Origin of the sequence: Gracilibacillus sp. D59 (assembly GCF_052246695.1) — a bacterium.
GTDB lineage: Bacteria > Bacillota > Bacilli > Bacillales > Amphibacillaceae > Gracilibacillus.
This window is the reverse complement of the sequence record NZ_JBQQCK010000014.1, coordinates 22,817-40,848: the sequence shown is the minus strand read 5'-3', so window position 1 is coordinate 40,848 and position 18,032 is coordinate 22,817. Positions and strand designations below refer to the sequence as shown.

Sequence of the window (18,032 nt, the reverse complement as noted above, 5' to 3'; positions counted from 1 at the left end):
GTGGCGATTGTGAAAAATGTTACGCGAATAACTTGTACTTATGTAGTTGTCGGTTTGCTGTGGATCTTTTTTTCTGATTTTATATTAGAATATTTTGAATGGGATTCATTTTTTTTATTCCAAGTTCAAACTTTTAAAGGCTTTATCTTTGTTCTTATAACTGCTATATTACTTTTTTATTTAATCCGTAAACAAACAAAATTATATGAAGATGAAATTGAAACTAGAAAGCAAGCTGAAAAGCAAGCACTGGAATCCCTTAACGAAAACAGACGATTTATTCATTTATTTGATCAAGTATCTTCAGGCCTTGTCATTACAGATCCTGCTAAGGAAGACAATCCGATTATTTATGTGAATAAAGGATTTGAGAGAATGACTGGTTATCCAAAAGATGAAGTAATCGGAAAGAATGCCCGTTTTTTACAAGGAAGCAAAACAAGAGAGGAAAACAGTCATGAAATTAAAGAAGCGATTAGTCGAGAAGAGCCAATACAAATTGAAATTCAGAACTATAAAAAGAATGGTGAGTGCTTTTGGAATGAATTAAAGATAACGCCAATTATTAATCAGGGACAAACATTCTTTGTCGGCATTCAAAATGATGTGACCGAAAAGAAACATCAATCCATTTTAGTTGGGAATCAATTCAATATGGTAAAAAAATTACTTACTATATCTGATAAAAAAGTCGCTTTTGAAGAGATCTGTAAAATGATTGAAGAACAAACGGAGTATCAATGTTTAATATTCCGGAAAGATGCTGAGGCAGAAAAATTAACTCCTTATGCTACCCATTCATTGCCCCAAGCGTTTATAGGTGAGTTAGTTGATTTACCTATTCAACCTGGAAAAGCTATTAGTGGGGAAGCGGCTTATTATAATAAAACAAATATTAAAAATAATTTAGATCAAATTGAGAATGTTAAATATCGAGATTTAGCACGACGTTTTAACATGAAAACAGTGTGGTCGACTCCAATCCTAACCAGTTACAATGAAGTCGCAGGGGTTTTTACTTTATATCGCAATGAAGTACATATGCCTTCTGATAGAGAAATAAAAGCATTAGAGACGTATGCCTATGTTATTGGATTAGTAATGGAAAACATGAATTATCAAGAGAAAATGAAGGTCAATGATTACCACTATCGATTAATAGCTGAGAATACAACAGATATTATCGGTTTAATCAATGAAAATAGGGAAGTTAGCTATGTTTCACCTTCAATTAATCAATTAATAGGTGAAAAAGATATATCATCTGTTAGCGATTTTTTCGAACCATCGACAAATGAAACAATTAGACAATTTATCAATTATTTGTACCATGTCAGCATTGAAGATACTACGGAACTAGAAGTTACAGATTATCAGGGGAATAAACGCTGGTTGGATGTAAAGGGAAGGAAAGTAACGGATGAAAATGATGAAACTAGTATATTGCTTATCTCACGGGATATAACAGCACGAAAACAATATCAGGAATCATTGGACAAAATCCTTTACTATGACCCTGTCACACATCTTCCGAATAAATATAAATTTCGGAAAGTGTTAGAAAAAACGATTCATGAGCAAGATGCTTTTCATTTAATGCTTGTTGATTTTGATCAAATGAAAGAAGTAAAAGGGATTTATGGTATGGAAGCATGGGAATTCGTCATGACAAACATGTCAGGTTTATTAGCAGATCATTTTCAACCAATGTTTATCTCAAGAAGTGGCGAGGATGAATTCTCCTTGATTGTAAAGCAGAGTAAAGAAAAATTGCAGCAACAAATAATAGCTTTATTGCACCGTCTAAAAGATCCTTGGAAATATGAAAAGCAGGAGTTTATGACTACGATTTATATTGGAATGGTTCATTTTGAAAAGCAAAAGCCTGACACGATGATTTTGCAGGCACGAGAATCCTTGCAAATGGCCAAAAGTAAAGGCGCAGAATCTTATCATTTCTTTCAACAAGGAAACGCGGAGGAAACTAATCGTGTCTTTCACATTAAAAGGCATTTATTTCAAGCTATTGATCAAAATGAACTGCAGGTACATTATCAACCACAAGTAGATATCAAACAAGAGAAGGTAATAGGGTTCGAAGCTTTGATTCGCTGGAATAATAAACACTTAGGTAATGTATCTCCAGGAGAATTTATAGGGATTGCGGAGGAAAGTGGGTGGATTGTTCCAATTGGCGCTCATATCATGAAACAAGTATTTGAAGACGTTGTAGCTTGGAACCAGAAAGGGGAATATTATCATATTTCTATCAATATATCTTATAAGCAAATGAGCGAGCAGAATTTTGTCAATAAAGTAAAAAAGCTGCTAGCTGAAACAAAGTGCCCTACATACCAAATTAGTTTTGAGATTACAGAAAGTTTATTATTAGAGGATATTGAGTTATCTATTAACGTATTGCAAGATATAAGAGCATTAGGTATTGGAATAGAAGTTGATGATTTTGGAATAGGTTATTCTTCGCTATCGTATTTAAAAAAATTCCCAATTAGTGCATTAAAAATTGATCGTTCTTTCGTAATAGATGTTCATCAGGATCCAAAAAATTTAGCTATTGTGCAGGCGATAATGGAAATGGGACATGCACTTGGGTTGCAAGTAATCACAGAAGGGGTAGAAGAAATAGAACAGATAAAGCTATTAGAAGATTTAGGATGTCAAATATTCCAAGGCTATTGGTTTTCTAAACCAATAGCAAAAGAAAAAATTCCGAGTGTGATTGAACATATTTGTGATAAGAAAATAGCGCAAATGAATGCTTAAAACTGTACCCAGTATGTTATTAATTTTAGAAGCTATATTAAATATTAGTAAAGGAAGCACAATAATGGTATTATTCAATGAGAGATTCATCAACCAATAATAAATTGCTATATGAGAATAAACTTTTGGAGGTATTATTATGAAAGAGGTTCAAGCAACAGAATTAGCAACAAAATTAAAAAATGGTGAAAAATTAAATATAATTGATGTTCGAGAAGATGATGAAGTAGCACAAGGTATAATTCCTGGTGCAAAACATATAAGATTAGGAGAAATTCCTAACCGAATAGAAGAATTTAATAAAGATGAACATTACTACATGGTATGTCGTTCAGGAGCTCGAAGTGGTCGAGCAACTGAATATTTAGAAGCAAATGGAATTGAGGCAACAAATATGGAAGGTGGCATGCTTGCTTGGGAGGACGAAACAGACGTACCCGAGTAATTGCTGCTAGTATATGCAATTGAAAACAGTCCATTGTGAAAGAGTAATCTTAATCAGGATTACTCTTTTTATTATTGAATAAGTTCTCTTCTTTCAATAATTAGAACACTAAGCAAAGCGAAGTATCTTGCCGTAGCGTTTCCTAACACTTAGCATAAATCAGAATGGCAAAAGCTAATCTATTAAGAAGTTATTTCGCAGTTTACTTTAAAAGCGAAGAATTTGTTGGTTTATTCGTATTTTTTGAATTGATCTCTACTTTGAATTGATTATTATCATGAAATTATTATATTATATAGGGAATTAGTTTTATATTTCTAGTAAGCTACGTCAGTGTTTGTGATATAATAGTACTATATAATGGGAAAAGGCAAATCTATTGAAAAATAGAGACGCAAAACCACAGATCTAAGGTGGAAAATCGCGACGATGGCAGGGTTACCTGAGATAAAAACAGGAAACCTATACATTTTTGTATAGGTTTTTATTCTTATATTTTTTATAAAACGAGATATGGGTGAGGAGCGAATAGATATGCGTAATGTCATGAATAGAAAAATTACATTGTTTATATTGATCTTAACTGTATCTGTCATTGCGCAATTATATTCTGTATCATTAGTTTTCGGTATTACCATAAGTTTTGCGCCTGTTCTTTATCTAGCATCTATCCGATTATTTGGCTTTCGTTTTGCACTTCTATTAACAATTTGTATGAGCTTACTCACACAATTTTTACATATAGGCAATTCATTGGTTTTCTTTAGTATACTTGAAATTTTGATAATCGGTACATTTTATACAAAAAAAGGAAAAGATCTATTTACATGGAGTTTTGCTTATTCCTTTATCATCTTTATTCTTTATTTCTTATTGGTCTTTCTCTTCTCAGACTTCTTGGATGATTTAAGTGTTTTAACTAATTTTATGATCATTCAGACTGTAGCAGCTACTTTGTTCGCTGCTTTAGTTGCTGATATGTTGTGCGATTATCTTCCAGTCATTCCAAAGATGAAAAACTGGTTTCAGGAAAAAAATCAATTATATTTTGGCCAGGTAATTTCCCACATATTAATTTTCTCCGCTGTCCTCCCATTACTTATCATCATTTTAGTTAATGGTAGGGAGCTCGAGAGCGAAATGTACAAGGAGTTTTACCTTCAATATCAACAACTGGAAGAACGGTTACAACAAAAGGTAGCAGAAATGGATTCTATCGAGATTCAAAATTATGAATTAGACGCTGAACTAGAGAAAGCTAGAATAAAATCAATTTTAGATGAATTTATTGGAACAACAAATAGACGTATTTATATGTTGGATCAAGGTGGTCAATTATGGCTTTATGCGCATAATCAGAATGACACACTTCCTAATCTTGATTATGTTGAAGATGGTTTTGTTAATCAAATTCATCCTAATGGTTTTATTTGGCTACCATCTAAGCAACAAACTTTATCAGATTGGTATCATGGCTATTATCTAGGTGAAACTACCTTTATAAATAAGCGAGCATTTTTAATTATTCCTATCACAAATAGAGTAGTAGCGTTAGCTGCTGACCTTACTCATTATTTGATGTTTGCCCTGTCTGTATTATTCATTGCATTAGTGTTTGGTATGATAGTTAACCGCATATTATCCAATTCATTAATACGACTTACGCAATTAACAAGTGATTTACCAGAGAAGATGAATAGACAGGAGACTTTCTATTGGAGAGATACTTCTATAGATGAATTTTCAAAGCTAGGGCAAAATATTGAAAAAGTAGCAAACCAGCTACAAACAATGTTTACTGATGCCAAAAAGAAGAATGACTTACTAACAGCAAGGACAAATCAATTAATAGAATCAGAGTCGAAATTATACCGTTTGGCTCATTTCGATACATTAACTGATTTACCAAATAGGTATTCTTTTCATGAGGATGTAACAGAGATGTTAGATGCACCAGCAAACTTGGAACGCTTTGGGATTGTTTTTATTGATTTAGATAAATTCAAACAAGTCAATGATACGCTTGGGCATAGTGGTGGAGATTTATTATTAAAAGTATTTGCCAAACGGTTAAAACAATTTCAGCGAGGTCAGCCTGTAACTTTTTATCGTTTAGCAGGCGATGAATTTGTTGCTGTTGTGAATTTAAAAACAGAGAAAGACGTACAGTTGTTTAGTGAACAATTAGTCGAGGTTATTAGGCAAACAATCGTTATTAATAAAACGGAGATCATGTTGACAGCTAGTATTGGTATTAGTTTTTATCCTGACCATGGTAAGACTTTAGATAAATTGTTACATCATGCGGATTCATTAATGTATGAGGAGAAACAAGAACATCACAATTCACAACTACTAACATCATATAGGGAGGAACACGATTGAAATCAATCAGATTATGGATAGCGACTGCAGGAATAATTCTCTTAGTTGGTTGTCATTCTTCCAGTTTTAAGTCCTTTCAGGAATCTTCATTAAGAATTGAATCGGTTGAAATGGAAGAAGAGGTTGAACAGGACGATGAATTGGTTATTTGGACACATGATAATATTTTTGAAAAGTCATTACCAGGTTTTTTAGAAATGTATCCAGAGATAGAGGTTGATATACAAGTAATAAAAGAAAATATTATACAAAAATATCGTCAAAGTATGTTAACAGAACAGGCACCAGATCTATATGTAATACCTGATTATGCTTTAGGTGAATTTACTGGAATAAGTGGTTTTGAAAACTTATATGAAGAAAGGTATAATGATGAAGGTTTTTTCGCCCGAAGACCAGAAAGTTTATTAAATCGATATATTGATGAAGACAGCGATAAAATGTTCGCAATACCATTATTGTATTTCCCTTATGTTACGTATTATCGGGAAGATATATTAAATCTATATGGATATCCCAGTGACCCAAGGCAATTGTCTCAGTATTTAAATGATGATGAAAAGTGGTTGAACATGGCCCGAAATTTAAAAGAAAATGGCCACTATATTGTAGAATCAGAACATTCACTACTGAACATGGTTTTAAGAACGAGTTATTTTTTTGATGAAGAGTATAAGTATTTAGCGAATGAAGAACCTTTAGAGACTACTTTTCAAGTTGCAAGTGATGTAGTTAGTAATGACCTAAGTCCCTATATTAATATTTGGGATGAAAGAGGAAAAGAAGCATTGCAAAATGATGAATTAGTTATGTTTCAAATGGCTAGTTATGTAGTAGATCATCTGAAGAATTGGGTTCCCGAGCAAAAGGGGAAATGGGGAGTAACTGCTTTACCATTTCAACTAGCAGGTGTAGACATGGAGGCAAGTATGTCTATTGCTATTTCTGAAAATAGTAACCAAAAGGAGATGGCATGGGCATTTGCTAAAAAAATGGCAGATGATATGCAAAATATGTATGAGAAAGTTGAACATGATCCCTTTTATATCAATAAAGATTTAAATCAAATATTTGAGCTTGCCTTACACAAAAAAGTACCAGGCAAACCTCAACCTTTGGATCAAGACATACAATTTATTTGGGATGTTGCTATGAAAGATTTCTATGATGGAAAAACTGTTACAATCGAAGCGATTGATAGTATTAATGCAGATATAAAGGAAAGGATCAAATATGATCAAAGGGCATTGCAAAATTTCATAGAAGCACCAAATCAAAAAGATACTGCAGAATAAGCAGTATCTTTTTTTATAAGGTAGGAAAGCATAACCATTGGTATCACAGTGTTTTTGTATCTTATTTACGTTTAAAAAGTGTAATAAATAAAGATTTAGTTGACTAGTCATGTTGTTTATGATGAAAGTTAAAGTGTGCAAGCCACCCGCTGCGGCTGACCGTTTCGCTTTCCAAGGGGCATGCTCTTCAGCTAACTTTTGCAGGAGGAGTTCGCTCCTGCAAAAGTGGATCTTCAGATCATGCTATTCCCTTAGGAGTCGAAACGGTCGGCCTCCGCTATACCTTTTTCTACACCGAATATCAGAAAAAGCATATTAGTTTTATAACCATATGAGTGATGCAAATGCCATATTTTTGCACTTTCACAGGGATAATAATCCAAGCTGCTAGGTCTGACAAATGTTGTAGCGTATGCATTAAACGAAGGCGCCCACTTCAACTCCTGTGGGACTCGTTTGCTCTGAAGATCCACTTTTTTGAGCGGTTTTTGCTCGAAAAAGTTAGCTGAAGGGCAAACCCCACGGAAAGGGGAGTGGGCAGCCGGAGTGGTGGTCAAACGGTCGATATATTTCATAATGACTACTAATAGCAATATCCACAGACCTACTTAGCATATTGTTATAAGACTGGGCGGGTTTTGCCCAGTTTTTCTTAATAAAATAGGAATATATGTGGTGAATTAGTTTTTTATCAATTAATTGGAATAAATCGATGCTTAATCGATATAGGATTATCATTATATGATGTTATAATTAGAATATAAGGTATTTTTATAGAAGTGGCTGGTGATTAACATGGAAATGGATATAAAAATCTCAACAGGAATTCCTGGATTTGATAAGACTATTGACTCGTTGAGATTAGGAGATAATGTAGTATGGCAAGTTGATAATATTCATGCATATAAAGATATTATTACTCCGTATGTAGATAAAGCCTTGCAGGATAATCGAAAAGTAATCTATGTACGGTTTGGTAAACATGAACCATTAATAGACCGAGAAGGCGTAAAGCAATACAATGTAGATGCAAAAAAAGGATTTGAAAGCTTCGCTACCGAGATTCATCGTTTAATTGAAAATGAAGGCTTCAAAACGTTCTATGTTTTCGATAGTTTGACGGATCTATTATCGAGTTGGTGTTCTGATTTAATGATTGGGAACTTCTTTAAAGTGTGCTGTCCGTATTTATATGAGTTAGAAACAGTAGCCTACTTTGCAATCAATCGTAATGTTCATACGTATAGTACGATTGCCCGGATTCGTGAAACTACACAGGTATTGTTAGATTTATACGAAGTGGAAGGTAAGCACTATATTCATCCATTAAAAGTTTGGCAACGTTATTCTCCTACGATGTTTTTCCCACATTTAATTGAAGGTGACCGGGTGAAAAGTATTACAGCAAGCTCGGAGGCTTCTGCATTATTTTCTAATATCAATCGTGTGGAAGAACGGCTGGATTATTGGGATGTCATTTTCACAAGAGCACGTGAAGATCTGCAAAAAGATCAAGCAACGCAAGTAAAAACAAAGAGGTTATTGATGACACTATTACTGGGTGAGAAGTCGAGAATGTTCGACCTTTGTGATCAATATTTTACATTACAAGATATTTTAACGATTGCGTCCAGAGAAGTAGGTACAGGATTTATTGGTGGTAAAAGTGTCGGGATGCTTTTAGCAAGAAAAATATTAAAAGAAGACAATACGAATAGGTTTGAAAAATATATGGAAGCACATGATTCGTTTTACATTGGCTCAGATATTTTTTATACCTACATTGTTCAAAATGGCTGGTGGAAATTACGAGTTAAGCAAAAAACAAAAGAGGGTTATTTTAAGTATGCACGTGAATTACGGGAGAAATTATTAAATGGAGAGTTTCCATCTAATATTAAAGAACAATTCGTTCAAGTTTTGGAGTATTTTGGTCAATCTCCAATTATTGTTCGCTCCAGTTCATTGCTAGAAGATAATTTTGGCAATGCATTTGCCGGAAAATACGATAGTGTCTTTTGTGTTAATCAGGGTACACCAGAAGAACGTTATAAAGCATTAGAAGACGCAATACGTACTGTGTATGCCAGTACGATGAATGAAGATGCACTAGAATATCGTATGAATCGCGGTTTATTTGAAAAAGATGAACAAATGGCAATTTTAATTCAGCGAGTATCTGGCGACCATTATGATGATAATTTCTTCCCGCATATTGCTGGTGTTGGTAACTCCTCCAATCTTTATGTTTGGGATAAAAGTGTTGATATGGATGCAGGAATGATTCGTTTAGTATTTGGATTAGGAACCAGAGCAGTTGACCGAACGGTAGATGACTATGCCAAAATTGTTACACTTGACCAACCGACGCGAAAGCCATTAATGCACATGGATGATTTAAAGAAATTTTCGCAGCACGGAGTGGACGTTCTATCGATATCGAAAAATGAATGGACTAGTGTCAAGTTAGATAATGCAATAGCTAATGTGTGGGATGTCGAACGTAATTTATTTGCCTCAATTGATACCGAAACAGCTTTCCGCTTGAAGGATTTAGGCTATAAGAATATGCCGACTCCATATATTCTCGATTTTAAAAATTTATTAAAAAATTCTAGCTTTCCAAAAGTGATGAGAGAGCTGTTAGCGGAAATAGCACGTGTTTATGATTATCCTGTAGATGTAGAATTTACTGCTAATTTCCGTGATAAAGATAATTTTAAGATTAACATTGTTCAATGTAGACCATTACAAACAAAAGGACTAGGGCAGTCAGTAGAGATACCAGAAATTAGTCCTGACGAAGCTTGTTTTATTCAAACAGAAGGTAACTTTATGGGAGGTAATGTGCGTCTTCCAATAGATTATTGTATTTATGTAGATATGGATGGATACCTTAATTTAAGTGAACAAGATAAATATAGTGTGGCACGTACCATTGGCAAAATAACAAGAGATCTTAAAAATAAGCGTGTATTTCTAGTTGGACCCGGTCGGTGGGGCACATCTACACCTTCACTTGGTGTTCCTGTTCATTTTTCCGAAATTCAGCATGTTGATGCAATATGCGAGGTCTCATCACAAGCAAAAGGCTTTATGCCGGAATTATCATATGGAAGTCATTTCTTTCAAGATATAGTTGAATCGGATATTTTTTATGCAGCCATTTTTGATGGAGAAGAAGGTGTCCGTTTTGAACCATCTTATTTAACAGATAAGGAAAATATCCTGACAAAATGGGTAGAAAATCCAACAGTTCCAGACGAAGTGATCCATGTAAGTCAAGTAACAGGCATGGAATTGTTATCAGATATCGTGAAACAGAAGCTACTTTGCAGATAGTATTTTTCAAACATGAACTATTTTGATTGAGGGAAGGTAACACTATGCAAAAGCTCTGGAAATATGCTGCGATTTCATAAACGGTTAATGTTTGTTGGATTTCTTATGGACAAAATATCGTTATAAGTTCCAATTTTGCCCATAAGAATCTCATGCCGTGCTTGCAGTTTAGTAACATTTATGGTGTCAACTGTTCCTTGATATCGAGAAACAAGAAGCCTATTTAATAAGTTTTATAAAAAAACAGTCAACCGAAAAAACAATATTAGTACGAACTTAAATTAATTCAATTTAACAAAAAGAGTATATAATTGGCAAGTGGGTTCAAGCTATAGGTGAGGTGATAGTATGGATCCAAAAAAGAATTCCAAAATCGCAGAACGAAATTATGAGGTAGAAGATTATAAAAGAAATGACCAGATGAGCAAAGGCTTTGCCGAAACACATGAACAAGTGTCAGATAGCTATATGGATGGAGATAATGACGAAGAAGAACTGTCAGAATAAAGGCAGTTCTTTTTTGCCAATTATATAAGTATTGTTTTTTCCACACTTGAAGAGATGAGTGCTGTTCAAAGCTTTCGGGAGAATACTTCACTTACCAGTCCGAATAAGAGAGTTAGTTGTTATATGTAAAGCTTTGGTCACTTGGAAATTGTTTAAAAAAATTATTGTCACTCCTACACCTTTATGTTAACCTATATTTTGTATCGGTTGACGAAAGGGAGAGAGAAATGAAATCAAGTAAATTACGAGCACTTATTTTAGCAAGTATTTTTGCAGCGATTACTGCTATTTTAGCACAATTGCAAGTACAATTGTGGGTTGTTCCATTCAGTGGACAGACATTAGCTGTAGGCTTAACCGCAACGATTATCGGAAGTAAGCTCGGCGCACTTTCGATGTTTGCCTATATGTTGCTAGGTCTGATTGGTCTACCTGTGTTCTCTGGACTAGCTGGAGGACCACAAGTTTTAGTTGGACCCACAGGAGGTTACATCTTTGGTTTTATCGTTACGGCTTACATAACCGGACTTATTTTAGAAAAAACAACATTTAATTTTAAGATGGCATTGATTGCAAATATAGTAGGAATGTTTGTTACTTTAGCTATTGGTATGACTCAGCTCAAATTTGTGGCAGAATTAAGCTGGAGTGCGGCAATGGCTTCAGGAGTTTATCCATTCTTAATTGTTGGAGTCATCAAAGCAATTCTTGCAAGTTGGCTGGGAATTATGATAAGGAAAAGATTAATGAAAGCAAATTTAATGTAAATAGAGGGGCAGGTTGATGACCAGATAAAGGTGCATTAAATCTGTCCCTCTGTCTCGTTTTATGATATGATAATGGATGTGAAATTTTCTTTCTAAATAGTGTTTTTGCGTCATATAGTAGAAGTGATGTACGAAAGATATAAGCTGAGATTGATAAGGGAGCGTTCATTCGTGTTTATAGAAATAGATCAATTAAAAATTCATTATAAACAAACTGGTGAGGGTCGTCCTGTCGTTATGCTTCATGGTTGGGGAACGAGCCTCGATTTGTTTGAGGATTTACAAAACAATCTAAGTGCTCATTTTCAGGTTACCTCATTGGACTTTCCTGGCTTTGGTAGAAGCGATGAACCAGATGAAGCGTGGGATGTAGACAGGTATACTGATTTTTTTGAAAAATTTTTAGCAGAGTTAGAGATTGACAATCCGATATTAATCGGACATTCATTTGGTGGGAGAGTATCTATAAAATATGCTGACAGACACCAGAATAATGTACATAAAATTATATTAATAGGCAGTGCTGGTGTGAAACCGAAGCGTAAAGCAGATTATTATGTAAAAGTATACACGTATAAAACCTTAAAAAAGGTGTTAAGCTTACCAATTTTGAATCAATATAAAGATGATATTATTGCAAAATACCGCGGCAAAGCAGGTTCTTCTGATTATCAAAATGCGTCTAGAGTGATGCAGCAAACATTAAGTAAAGTAGTCAATGAAGATCTACAGCACCATATGCCAAATATTAAAGCACCGACCTTATTAATTTGGGGTGCAAATGATACGGCAACACCTGTACAAGATGCGAAAATTATGGAAAAGCTAATTCCAAATGCCGGTTTAGCATTAATTGAGAATGCCGGACATTACGTATTTTTAGAACAAAAACGTCGTGTCGCAGTAATAGTGGATACTTTTTTAGAAGATGATAAAGGAGCAGTTTGATCATGCAGATTATATTTTCAATTGTAAGTGTATTATGGATGGTGTATGTGTTTTTCCGTACAAAACAAGCGATCCATATGCTGCAATTAAACAGTTATTTTAACATTCGATTGTGGCGATGGATGGCCGACCATTGGACGAAAGTAGTACCTGTTCATGAATGGCTGGCTCTTCTTTTAGCTCTATTATTACTTTTTGAGTGGAATTGGCTTATTTTCGTGATCGCGTTGTTAGGCTTATTGGTACCGAAAAACAAACAAGAAAAGAAAAAGTTGGCGATTACCGCTCGTATTAAACGATTAATTGTGACTATTTCGATTATTTATCTTTTCTTGTTAGCAACGAGCTTACATTTTATCTGGAATGACTATTCATTGAGCTATGCTGCTTTCGTTATCGTGCTAGGTTCTATATTGACATATGGTGTGGTTTTATTAGCGAACTTCATTAACAGACCGATCGAAAATAGTATTAAAGAATATTATTATAAAGATGCGAAGCGTATCATCGACAGCGCTAAAAATACGGAAACAGTTGGTATTACAGGAAGTTTCGGTAAAACGAGTACGAAGTTTATATTAGATACGATATTATCGTCACATTTTAACACGTTAAAAACTCCGAACAGTTTTAACACAAAAATAGGTGTAACGATTACAATTCGTAACTCTCTAAAGCCATATCATGATGTATTTATTGCCGAAATGGGAGCGAAAGAACCAGGTAATATTCAAGAAATCTGTGAATTGGTTGGTCACAAATATGCGGTTTTAACAGCTATAGGTGAACAACATTTAGAAACGTTTAAAACACTTGAAAACATACAAAAAACAAAGTATGAAATTGTTGAAACACTACCAGCTGATGGTGTCGCTTTTTTAAATCGTGATGACGAGAATATTATGTCCTATACACCTAAAAATCAGTGTCGCAAAGTCTATTTTGGAATTGATGACAAAGAAGCAGATTATCTTGCTTCTGATATCCGTTTTCACAACAAAGGAACAACTTTTAGAGTGACAAATAAAGAAGGATCACTGGATGCTGATTTCGATACGAAGTTGTTAGGGAAACATAATGTTTATAATATTTTGGCAGCGATCAGTGTGGCATGGGAAATGGGTGTGCCTTTGAACAAACTGCAGCTAGGTGTCAAAAAGATTCAAGCAGTCAAACACCGTATGGAAATTAAAAAAGGATTCGGTAATTTAACGGTGATTGATGACAGCTTTAATTCGAATCCGACTGGTTCACGTATGGCTTTAGAAGTTCTTTCTTCAATGGATGGATATAAAGTACTAGTGACACCAGGTATGGTAGAATTAGGTGATAAGGAATATCAATATAATAAAGCATTTGGTGAATATGCAGCAGATGCATGTGATTACGTGATATTAGTAGGGGAGAAACAGACAAAGCCAATTCAGGATGGTCTTCACGAAAAAGGCTACCCAGAAGAGCAATTGTTTATCGCTAAAGACTTAAATCATGCGATATCACAAATTCAGGCATTAAACCGCCAAGATGCTATTATACTATTGGAAAATGATTTACCTGACACATATAATGAGTAATTTATTGGGAGGAATAGGCTGTGAAAACGAAAGTAGCCGTAATCTTTGGTGGCGTTTCTGTAGAACATGAAGTTTCCGTAATCTCGGCACTTCAAGCATATAATGCAATCGACCGATCTAAATATGATCCGGTACCTATTTATATTAGTAAAACAAAAGAATGGTATACAGGGGATGTATTAACAGATATTGAGAATTATAAAGACTTGGATCAGCTGTTTAAACAAGCAGACAAAGTCGTATTGGAACAGGAAGGCGAAGGGAATATCGTATTGAAGAAAAAAGAACGTTCCCTTTTCTCGAAAGGTGTTATCACAACAATTGATGTAGTCTTCCCCGTTATTCACGGTACAAATGGAGAGGACGGCTCTTTACAGGGATACCTTGAATTATTAGGGATTCCTTACGTCGGTTGTGATGTGGCTTCATCAGCAGCTGGCATGGATAAGGTGATGATGAAACAGATTTTACGAGATTCTGGCGTGTCAATCGTTGATTATGAATGGTTTTATTCTAGTCAGTGGCATGAGCAGCAGGATCGAATTAAGCAATTAGCTGAAAAAGTCGGTTATCCCGTTATTGTTAAACCAGCTAATCTTGGATCCAGTGTAGGTATCTCAAAGGCGAATAACGTAGAAGAATTAGAGGAAGCAATAGAGCTTGCGATTTCTTATAGTTTTAAAGTGATTATTGAGAAAATGGTGACAGATTTAACAGAGGTTAACTGTTCTGTTATTGGTGATTATGAAGAAGTAGAAAGCTCTGTCTGTGAACAAGTGTTGAGTACGGATGAGATATTATCTTATGCAGACAAATACCAAAGTGGTGGTAAAACAGGTGATACTAAAGGGATGGAAAGTGTAAATCGTATTATTCCTGCTGAAATCAGTGAAGAAGCAACTGCAACAGTAAAAGAAATGGCTGAAAAAACATTTCAACTATTGAATGCAAGTGGTGTATCCCGCATCGACTTTTTGTTAAACCCTGAAGGAGAAGTGTTCGTTAACGAAATTAACACGATTCCGGGTTCACTATCCTTCTATCTCTGGGAACCAAGTGGCAAAGATTTTGAACAGTTAACTGATCAGCTAATCCAGCTAGCCTTAAAACGAGAAAGAGAACGTCAATCCATACAATTTTCAATCGACACTAACCTTTTCTCTTTACACAGCAAAGGCCAAGGATCGAAAGGGAAATAAGCAAGATAAAAGACACGGATTCTACCCGTGTCTTTTTGATTACAGTCGTGAATGAAGATTAAGTAAGCAAAGGTTTTATATTCAATAGCCCCACATCAACTGATGTCTCTATATAACCAACAATCTGGTTAAACGTAAAAACATTAAGTTTTTCATTTGAATCTTCTTTATCGTACTCCATATCACCTAACACATAAGGTGCGAATTTTTCAACATCCTTGGACTTAACCTCTTCCAAATCTAATATTGTAGGAAAATGGCTAAGCGTTTTCCTCAATTCATCTGTAAAATCATAGTAATCTAACAATTTTGCATTTAGTAATCGAAAGTCATTATGGTATAACTCGTGTAATCCTTCATCAGCATCCATTCTGTTTCTTAACCAAGCAAGATTAAATCCTCTTAGCCATATATCATCAGCAATTAAATGTGCACAGTACCCCAAAGTAAACAGATTTTTATTTTCAACTTCTGCACTATACTTCTGTAAAAAACCTTTATAATCAATGCTTCTTGAATAGTCTTTGACTTCACCTATATAGAAATGTGATGTAGTTTTTTCTTCATGTGAAAATACTGCATCTGGAGCAATACTTCCAAGCAAAAAGGATGTCTTATCTTCTATCAATAAAGACTCTGCCATTCTATTACCGATAATCAAGTGCATAATCCTTGAACCCAATATACCTCTCACCCTTCATTAAATTCTACAATTATTCGAGCCTTACTTTTTCTATTCTATATAATTCTTATTATTCCTTTTTTATTTTGCCTTTTTAAAAAGCTATGATTTATCGCGGACATATATTCCGTTATATCTAGTGAAAACAATGATATAGGGATGTTAGTGGACATCTGTTCCTTTATTTAGCAAAATAAAGGCAGATTTATTGGGGATTTAAGTATAACGAACTAGATGTCCACTTACACATTGAAATTAGCTATTTTATTACAAACAACGAATCAGATGTCCTCTAATTTAGAAACGTATGTATGAATTATGCAAGATTAAACTGAAGGGAGTAAGAGCAACAGTTTATTAAATTGTTCGTCTTGTTGGTGAAATATATATGGAATATAATGTTAGTATTGAGTTATGGAAAGTTATTGAACTATGTGGTAGCGGGTTAACCCTGAATAAGGATTTTTAACCACTACATAGAACTATTTATTGAATATATTTTTTGGAGGATTTTCTTTAAATGAATAATAAAGTGAATAAGGTTTATATATTATCCGGACCAGCTGGAGTAGGGAAATCAACGACTTCAAAAGAACTTGTTAAAAAATTAAAATCAAGTGCCTATATCTCTGGTGACTACATTAGTCATATGCATGTGAATGGAAGAAAAAAACCATGGGAAAGCAAAGAAGAAATTTCATTGATTTGGGACAATATTTTAAGTCTTACACAAAATTTTCTCAGGTATGGCAATGATGTAGTTGTGGATTATGTAACTTTCTCTTAAGAAGCAAAATGGCTTCGTGACAACCTAAAAAGCTTAAATGTAGAGATCAATTATATGGTTTTATGGACTGATAATGAAACATTATTAAAGAGAGATAATATGAGAAAACCGGAGCATAGAATGGGTGAACGGTGCTTAATTTTGGCTAATGAGTTTATGGAGTCAGGATTAGATGAAAAGTATTTTTATGAAACAGGTAAAAATATGTCCTATGATATTACTAATGTGCTAAATGAAATAATGAACAATCAAAAATACAAAATTTAAACTAACGGATGCGTTACCACAACAAAGGTAGTGCATTACTTCAATTAACGGTGCAGGTACGCGGAAGAAGGTAAATATCAGCAATAAATTATATAAAGACTTTATTAAACAACAATATAACCGTGATATATATTTATTTAATGAAATATAAAATGATCAACAAAAACCCGTAAATATAGGTTCTCCTGATAATGTTGACTTTTTAGAGCAAATGAATCAATTAGTGATGTATGTTAATCATGCTATACCGTATTTATTACGAAATTTAGAGAAAGTGACATAGAATCTTATTATACTATAGAGAGCAAGAGTTCAACAAGACGATTATCAAATGATCTTCTTTTTTCATGGTTTAAATTTAAAATGAAACGTTGGGATATTATGCTAATATTGTGTAAGAAGGTATTGTACTATCGAGCAGATTAATTTCAGAATATTACTTATTTATTTTAAAGAAAAGGAGATGGTATTACATGGCAACCCTCCATTTGATGGTTGGTCTCCCTTGTAGCGGCAAAACTACCCTTGCGAGGAAACTTGAAACTAGATACTCTGCACTTCGCCTTACCCCCGATGAATGGCATACGAGTTTAGGTCATGATTACGGGTATAACATGACTGAATCGGACGAGTCATTACACGATGGTAGACATGATGCAGTTGAATCTCTCATGTGGAATGTTGCAGCTAGAGTTCTAGTTCTCGGAGTTGATGTTATTCTAGATTTTGGGTTCTGGGGTAGAAATGAACGAGAAGAGTTCCGTTCCCGTGCTAAGGAACTAGGGGCTGACGTTAAAATCCATTTTAATGATGTATCAGAAGAGGTGTTATTTGAACGTTTAAGGAATAGAAATGCTCAGAAACCAGATGCAACTTTTGTTATACCCGAAGCTAAACTTGAGGAGTGGATGCAAATCTTCGAGCCACCTTTACCAGAGGAGCTTGAATAACACGGTACTTGAATTAAAGGGTACAAACGTGAAACATGACGATTCAAATGACGACTTTTTTAGGGCATAAATTTAAAATGAGATGTTGAAATATTATGTT

14 protein-coding genes and 1 riboswitch are annotated in these 18,032 nt (G+C 34.4%); of the genes, 13 read left to right on the top strand and 1 reads right to left on the bottom strand.

The annotated features are described in order from the left end of the window. Positions 1-9 precede the first annotated feature (9 nt). From ACTWP4_RS19210 to ACTWP4_RS19165, 10 genes are all read left to right on the top strand, one after another. Positions 10-2,784 (top strand): EAL domain-containing protein, encoded by a 2,775-nt coding sequence (locus ACTWP4_RS19210; protein WP_443130403.1) that lies wholly within the window; start codon positions 10-12, stop codon positions 2,782-2,784. Positions 2,785-2,923: 139 nt separating this feature from the next. Continuing rightward, entirely contained in the window at positions 2,924-3,229 is a 306-nt protein-coding gene (locus ACTWP4_RS19205) for a rhodanese-like domain-containing protein (protein ID WP_443130402.1), read from the top strand. Between the two features lie 359 nt (positions 3,230-3,588). Continuing rightward, positions 3,589-3,675: riboswitch (cyclic di-GMP riboswitch) on the top strand. Between the two features lie 88 nt (positions 3,676-3,763). Beyond that, on the top strand, positions 3,764-5,614 hold the full coding sequence (locus ACTWP4_RS19200) for a diguanylate cyclase domain-containing protein (protein WP_443130401.1): 1,851 nt from the start codon (positions 3,764-3,766) through the stop codon (positions 5,612-5,614). Then, positions 5,611-6,909 carry an ABC transporter substrate-binding protein gene (locus ACTWP4_RS19195; protein ID WP_443130400.1) on the top strand — a complete coding sequence of 433 codons (1,299 nt, stop codon included), beginning with the start codon at positions 5,611-5,613 and terminating at the stop codon, positions 6,907-6,909. Before ACTWP4_RS19200 ends, ACTWP4_RS19195 begins: the two co-directional genes overlap by 4 nt. A gap of 795 nt (positions 6,910-7,704) precedes the next feature. Beyond that, complete coding sequence (locus tag ACTWP4_RS19190; protein WP_443130399.1) at positions 7,705-10,251, top strand: PEP/pyruvate-binding domain-containing protein; 2,547 nt, start codon at positions 7,705-7,707, stop codon at positions 10,249-10,251. Between the two features lie 348 nt (positions 10,252-10,599). Beyond that, the gene (locus tag ACTWP4_RS19185; protein WP_443130398.1) at positions 10,600-10,758 is read left to right on the top strand and encodes a YozQ family protein; all 159 of its coding nucleotides are present in this window, start codon (positions 10,600-10,602) and stop codon (positions 10,756-10,758) included. 227 nt (positions 10,759-10,985) lie between these two features. After that, positions 10,986-11,525: a biotin transporter BioY gene (locus tag ACTWP4_RS19180; RefSeq protein WP_443130397.1), complete on the top strand. Its 540-nt coding sequence runs from the start codon at positions 10,986-10,988 to the stop codon at positions 11,523-11,525. Between the two features lie 171 nt (positions 11,526-11,696). Beyond that, entirely contained in the window at positions 11,697-12,473 is a 777-nt protein-coding gene (locus ACTWP4_RS19175) for an alpha/beta fold hydrolase (RefSeq protein ID WP_443130396.1), read from the top strand. Positions 12,474-12,475: 2 nt separating this feature from the next. Continuing rightward, positions 12,476-14,047 (top strand): UDP-N-acetylmuramoyl-tripeptide--D-alanyl-D-alanine ligase, encoded by a 1,572-nt coding sequence (locus ACTWP4_RS19170; RefSeq protein WP_443130395.1) that lies wholly within the window; start codon positions 12,476-12,478, stop codon positions 14,045-14,047. Between the two features lie 20 nt (positions 14,048-14,067). After that, complete coding sequence (locus ACTWP4_RS19165; protein ID WP_443130394.1) at positions 14,068-15,246, top strand: D-alanine--D-alanine ligase family protein; 1,179 nt, start codon at positions 14,068-14,070, stop codon at positions 15,244-15,246. A 58-nt stretch (positions 15,247-15,304) separates the two neighbouring features. Here the strand turns inward: ACTWP4_RS19165 and ACTWP4_RS19160 are convergent, their stop codons facing one another. Next, on the bottom strand, positions 15,305-15,928 hold the full coding sequence (locus tag ACTWP4_RS19160) for a zinc dependent phospholipase C family protein (protein WP_443130393.1): 624 nt from the start codon (positions 15,926-15,928) through the stop codon (positions 15,305-15,307). 520 nt (positions 15,929-16,448) lie between these two features. Here ACTWP4_RS19160 and ACTWP4_RS19155 point away from each other — a divergent pair. The 3 genes from ACTWP4_RS19155 to ACTWP4_RS19145 all read left to right on the top strand — a co-directional run bounded on the left by ACTWP4_RS19155 (position 16,449) and on the right by ACTWP4_RS19145 (position 17,932). Then, entirely contained in the window at positions 16,449-16,715 is a 267-nt protein-coding gene (locus ACTWP4_RS19155; protein WP_443130392.1) for an AAA family ATPase, read from the top strand. Positions 16,716-16,769: 54 nt separating this feature from the next. Continuing rightward, positions 16,770-16,982, top strand: a complete 213-nt coding sequence (locus ACTWP4_RS19150; protein WP_443130391.1) for a hypothetical protein — start codon at positions 16,770-16,772, stop codon at positions 16,980-16,982. A 473-nt stretch (positions 16,983-17,455) separates the two neighbouring features. Further along, a complete protein-coding gene (locus tag ACTWP4_RS19145) occupies positions 17,456-17,932 on the top strand; it encodes an AAA family ATPase (RefSeq protein ID WP_443130390.1) in 477 nt (158 codons plus the stop codon). Positions 17,933-18,032 lie beyond the last annotated feature (100 nt).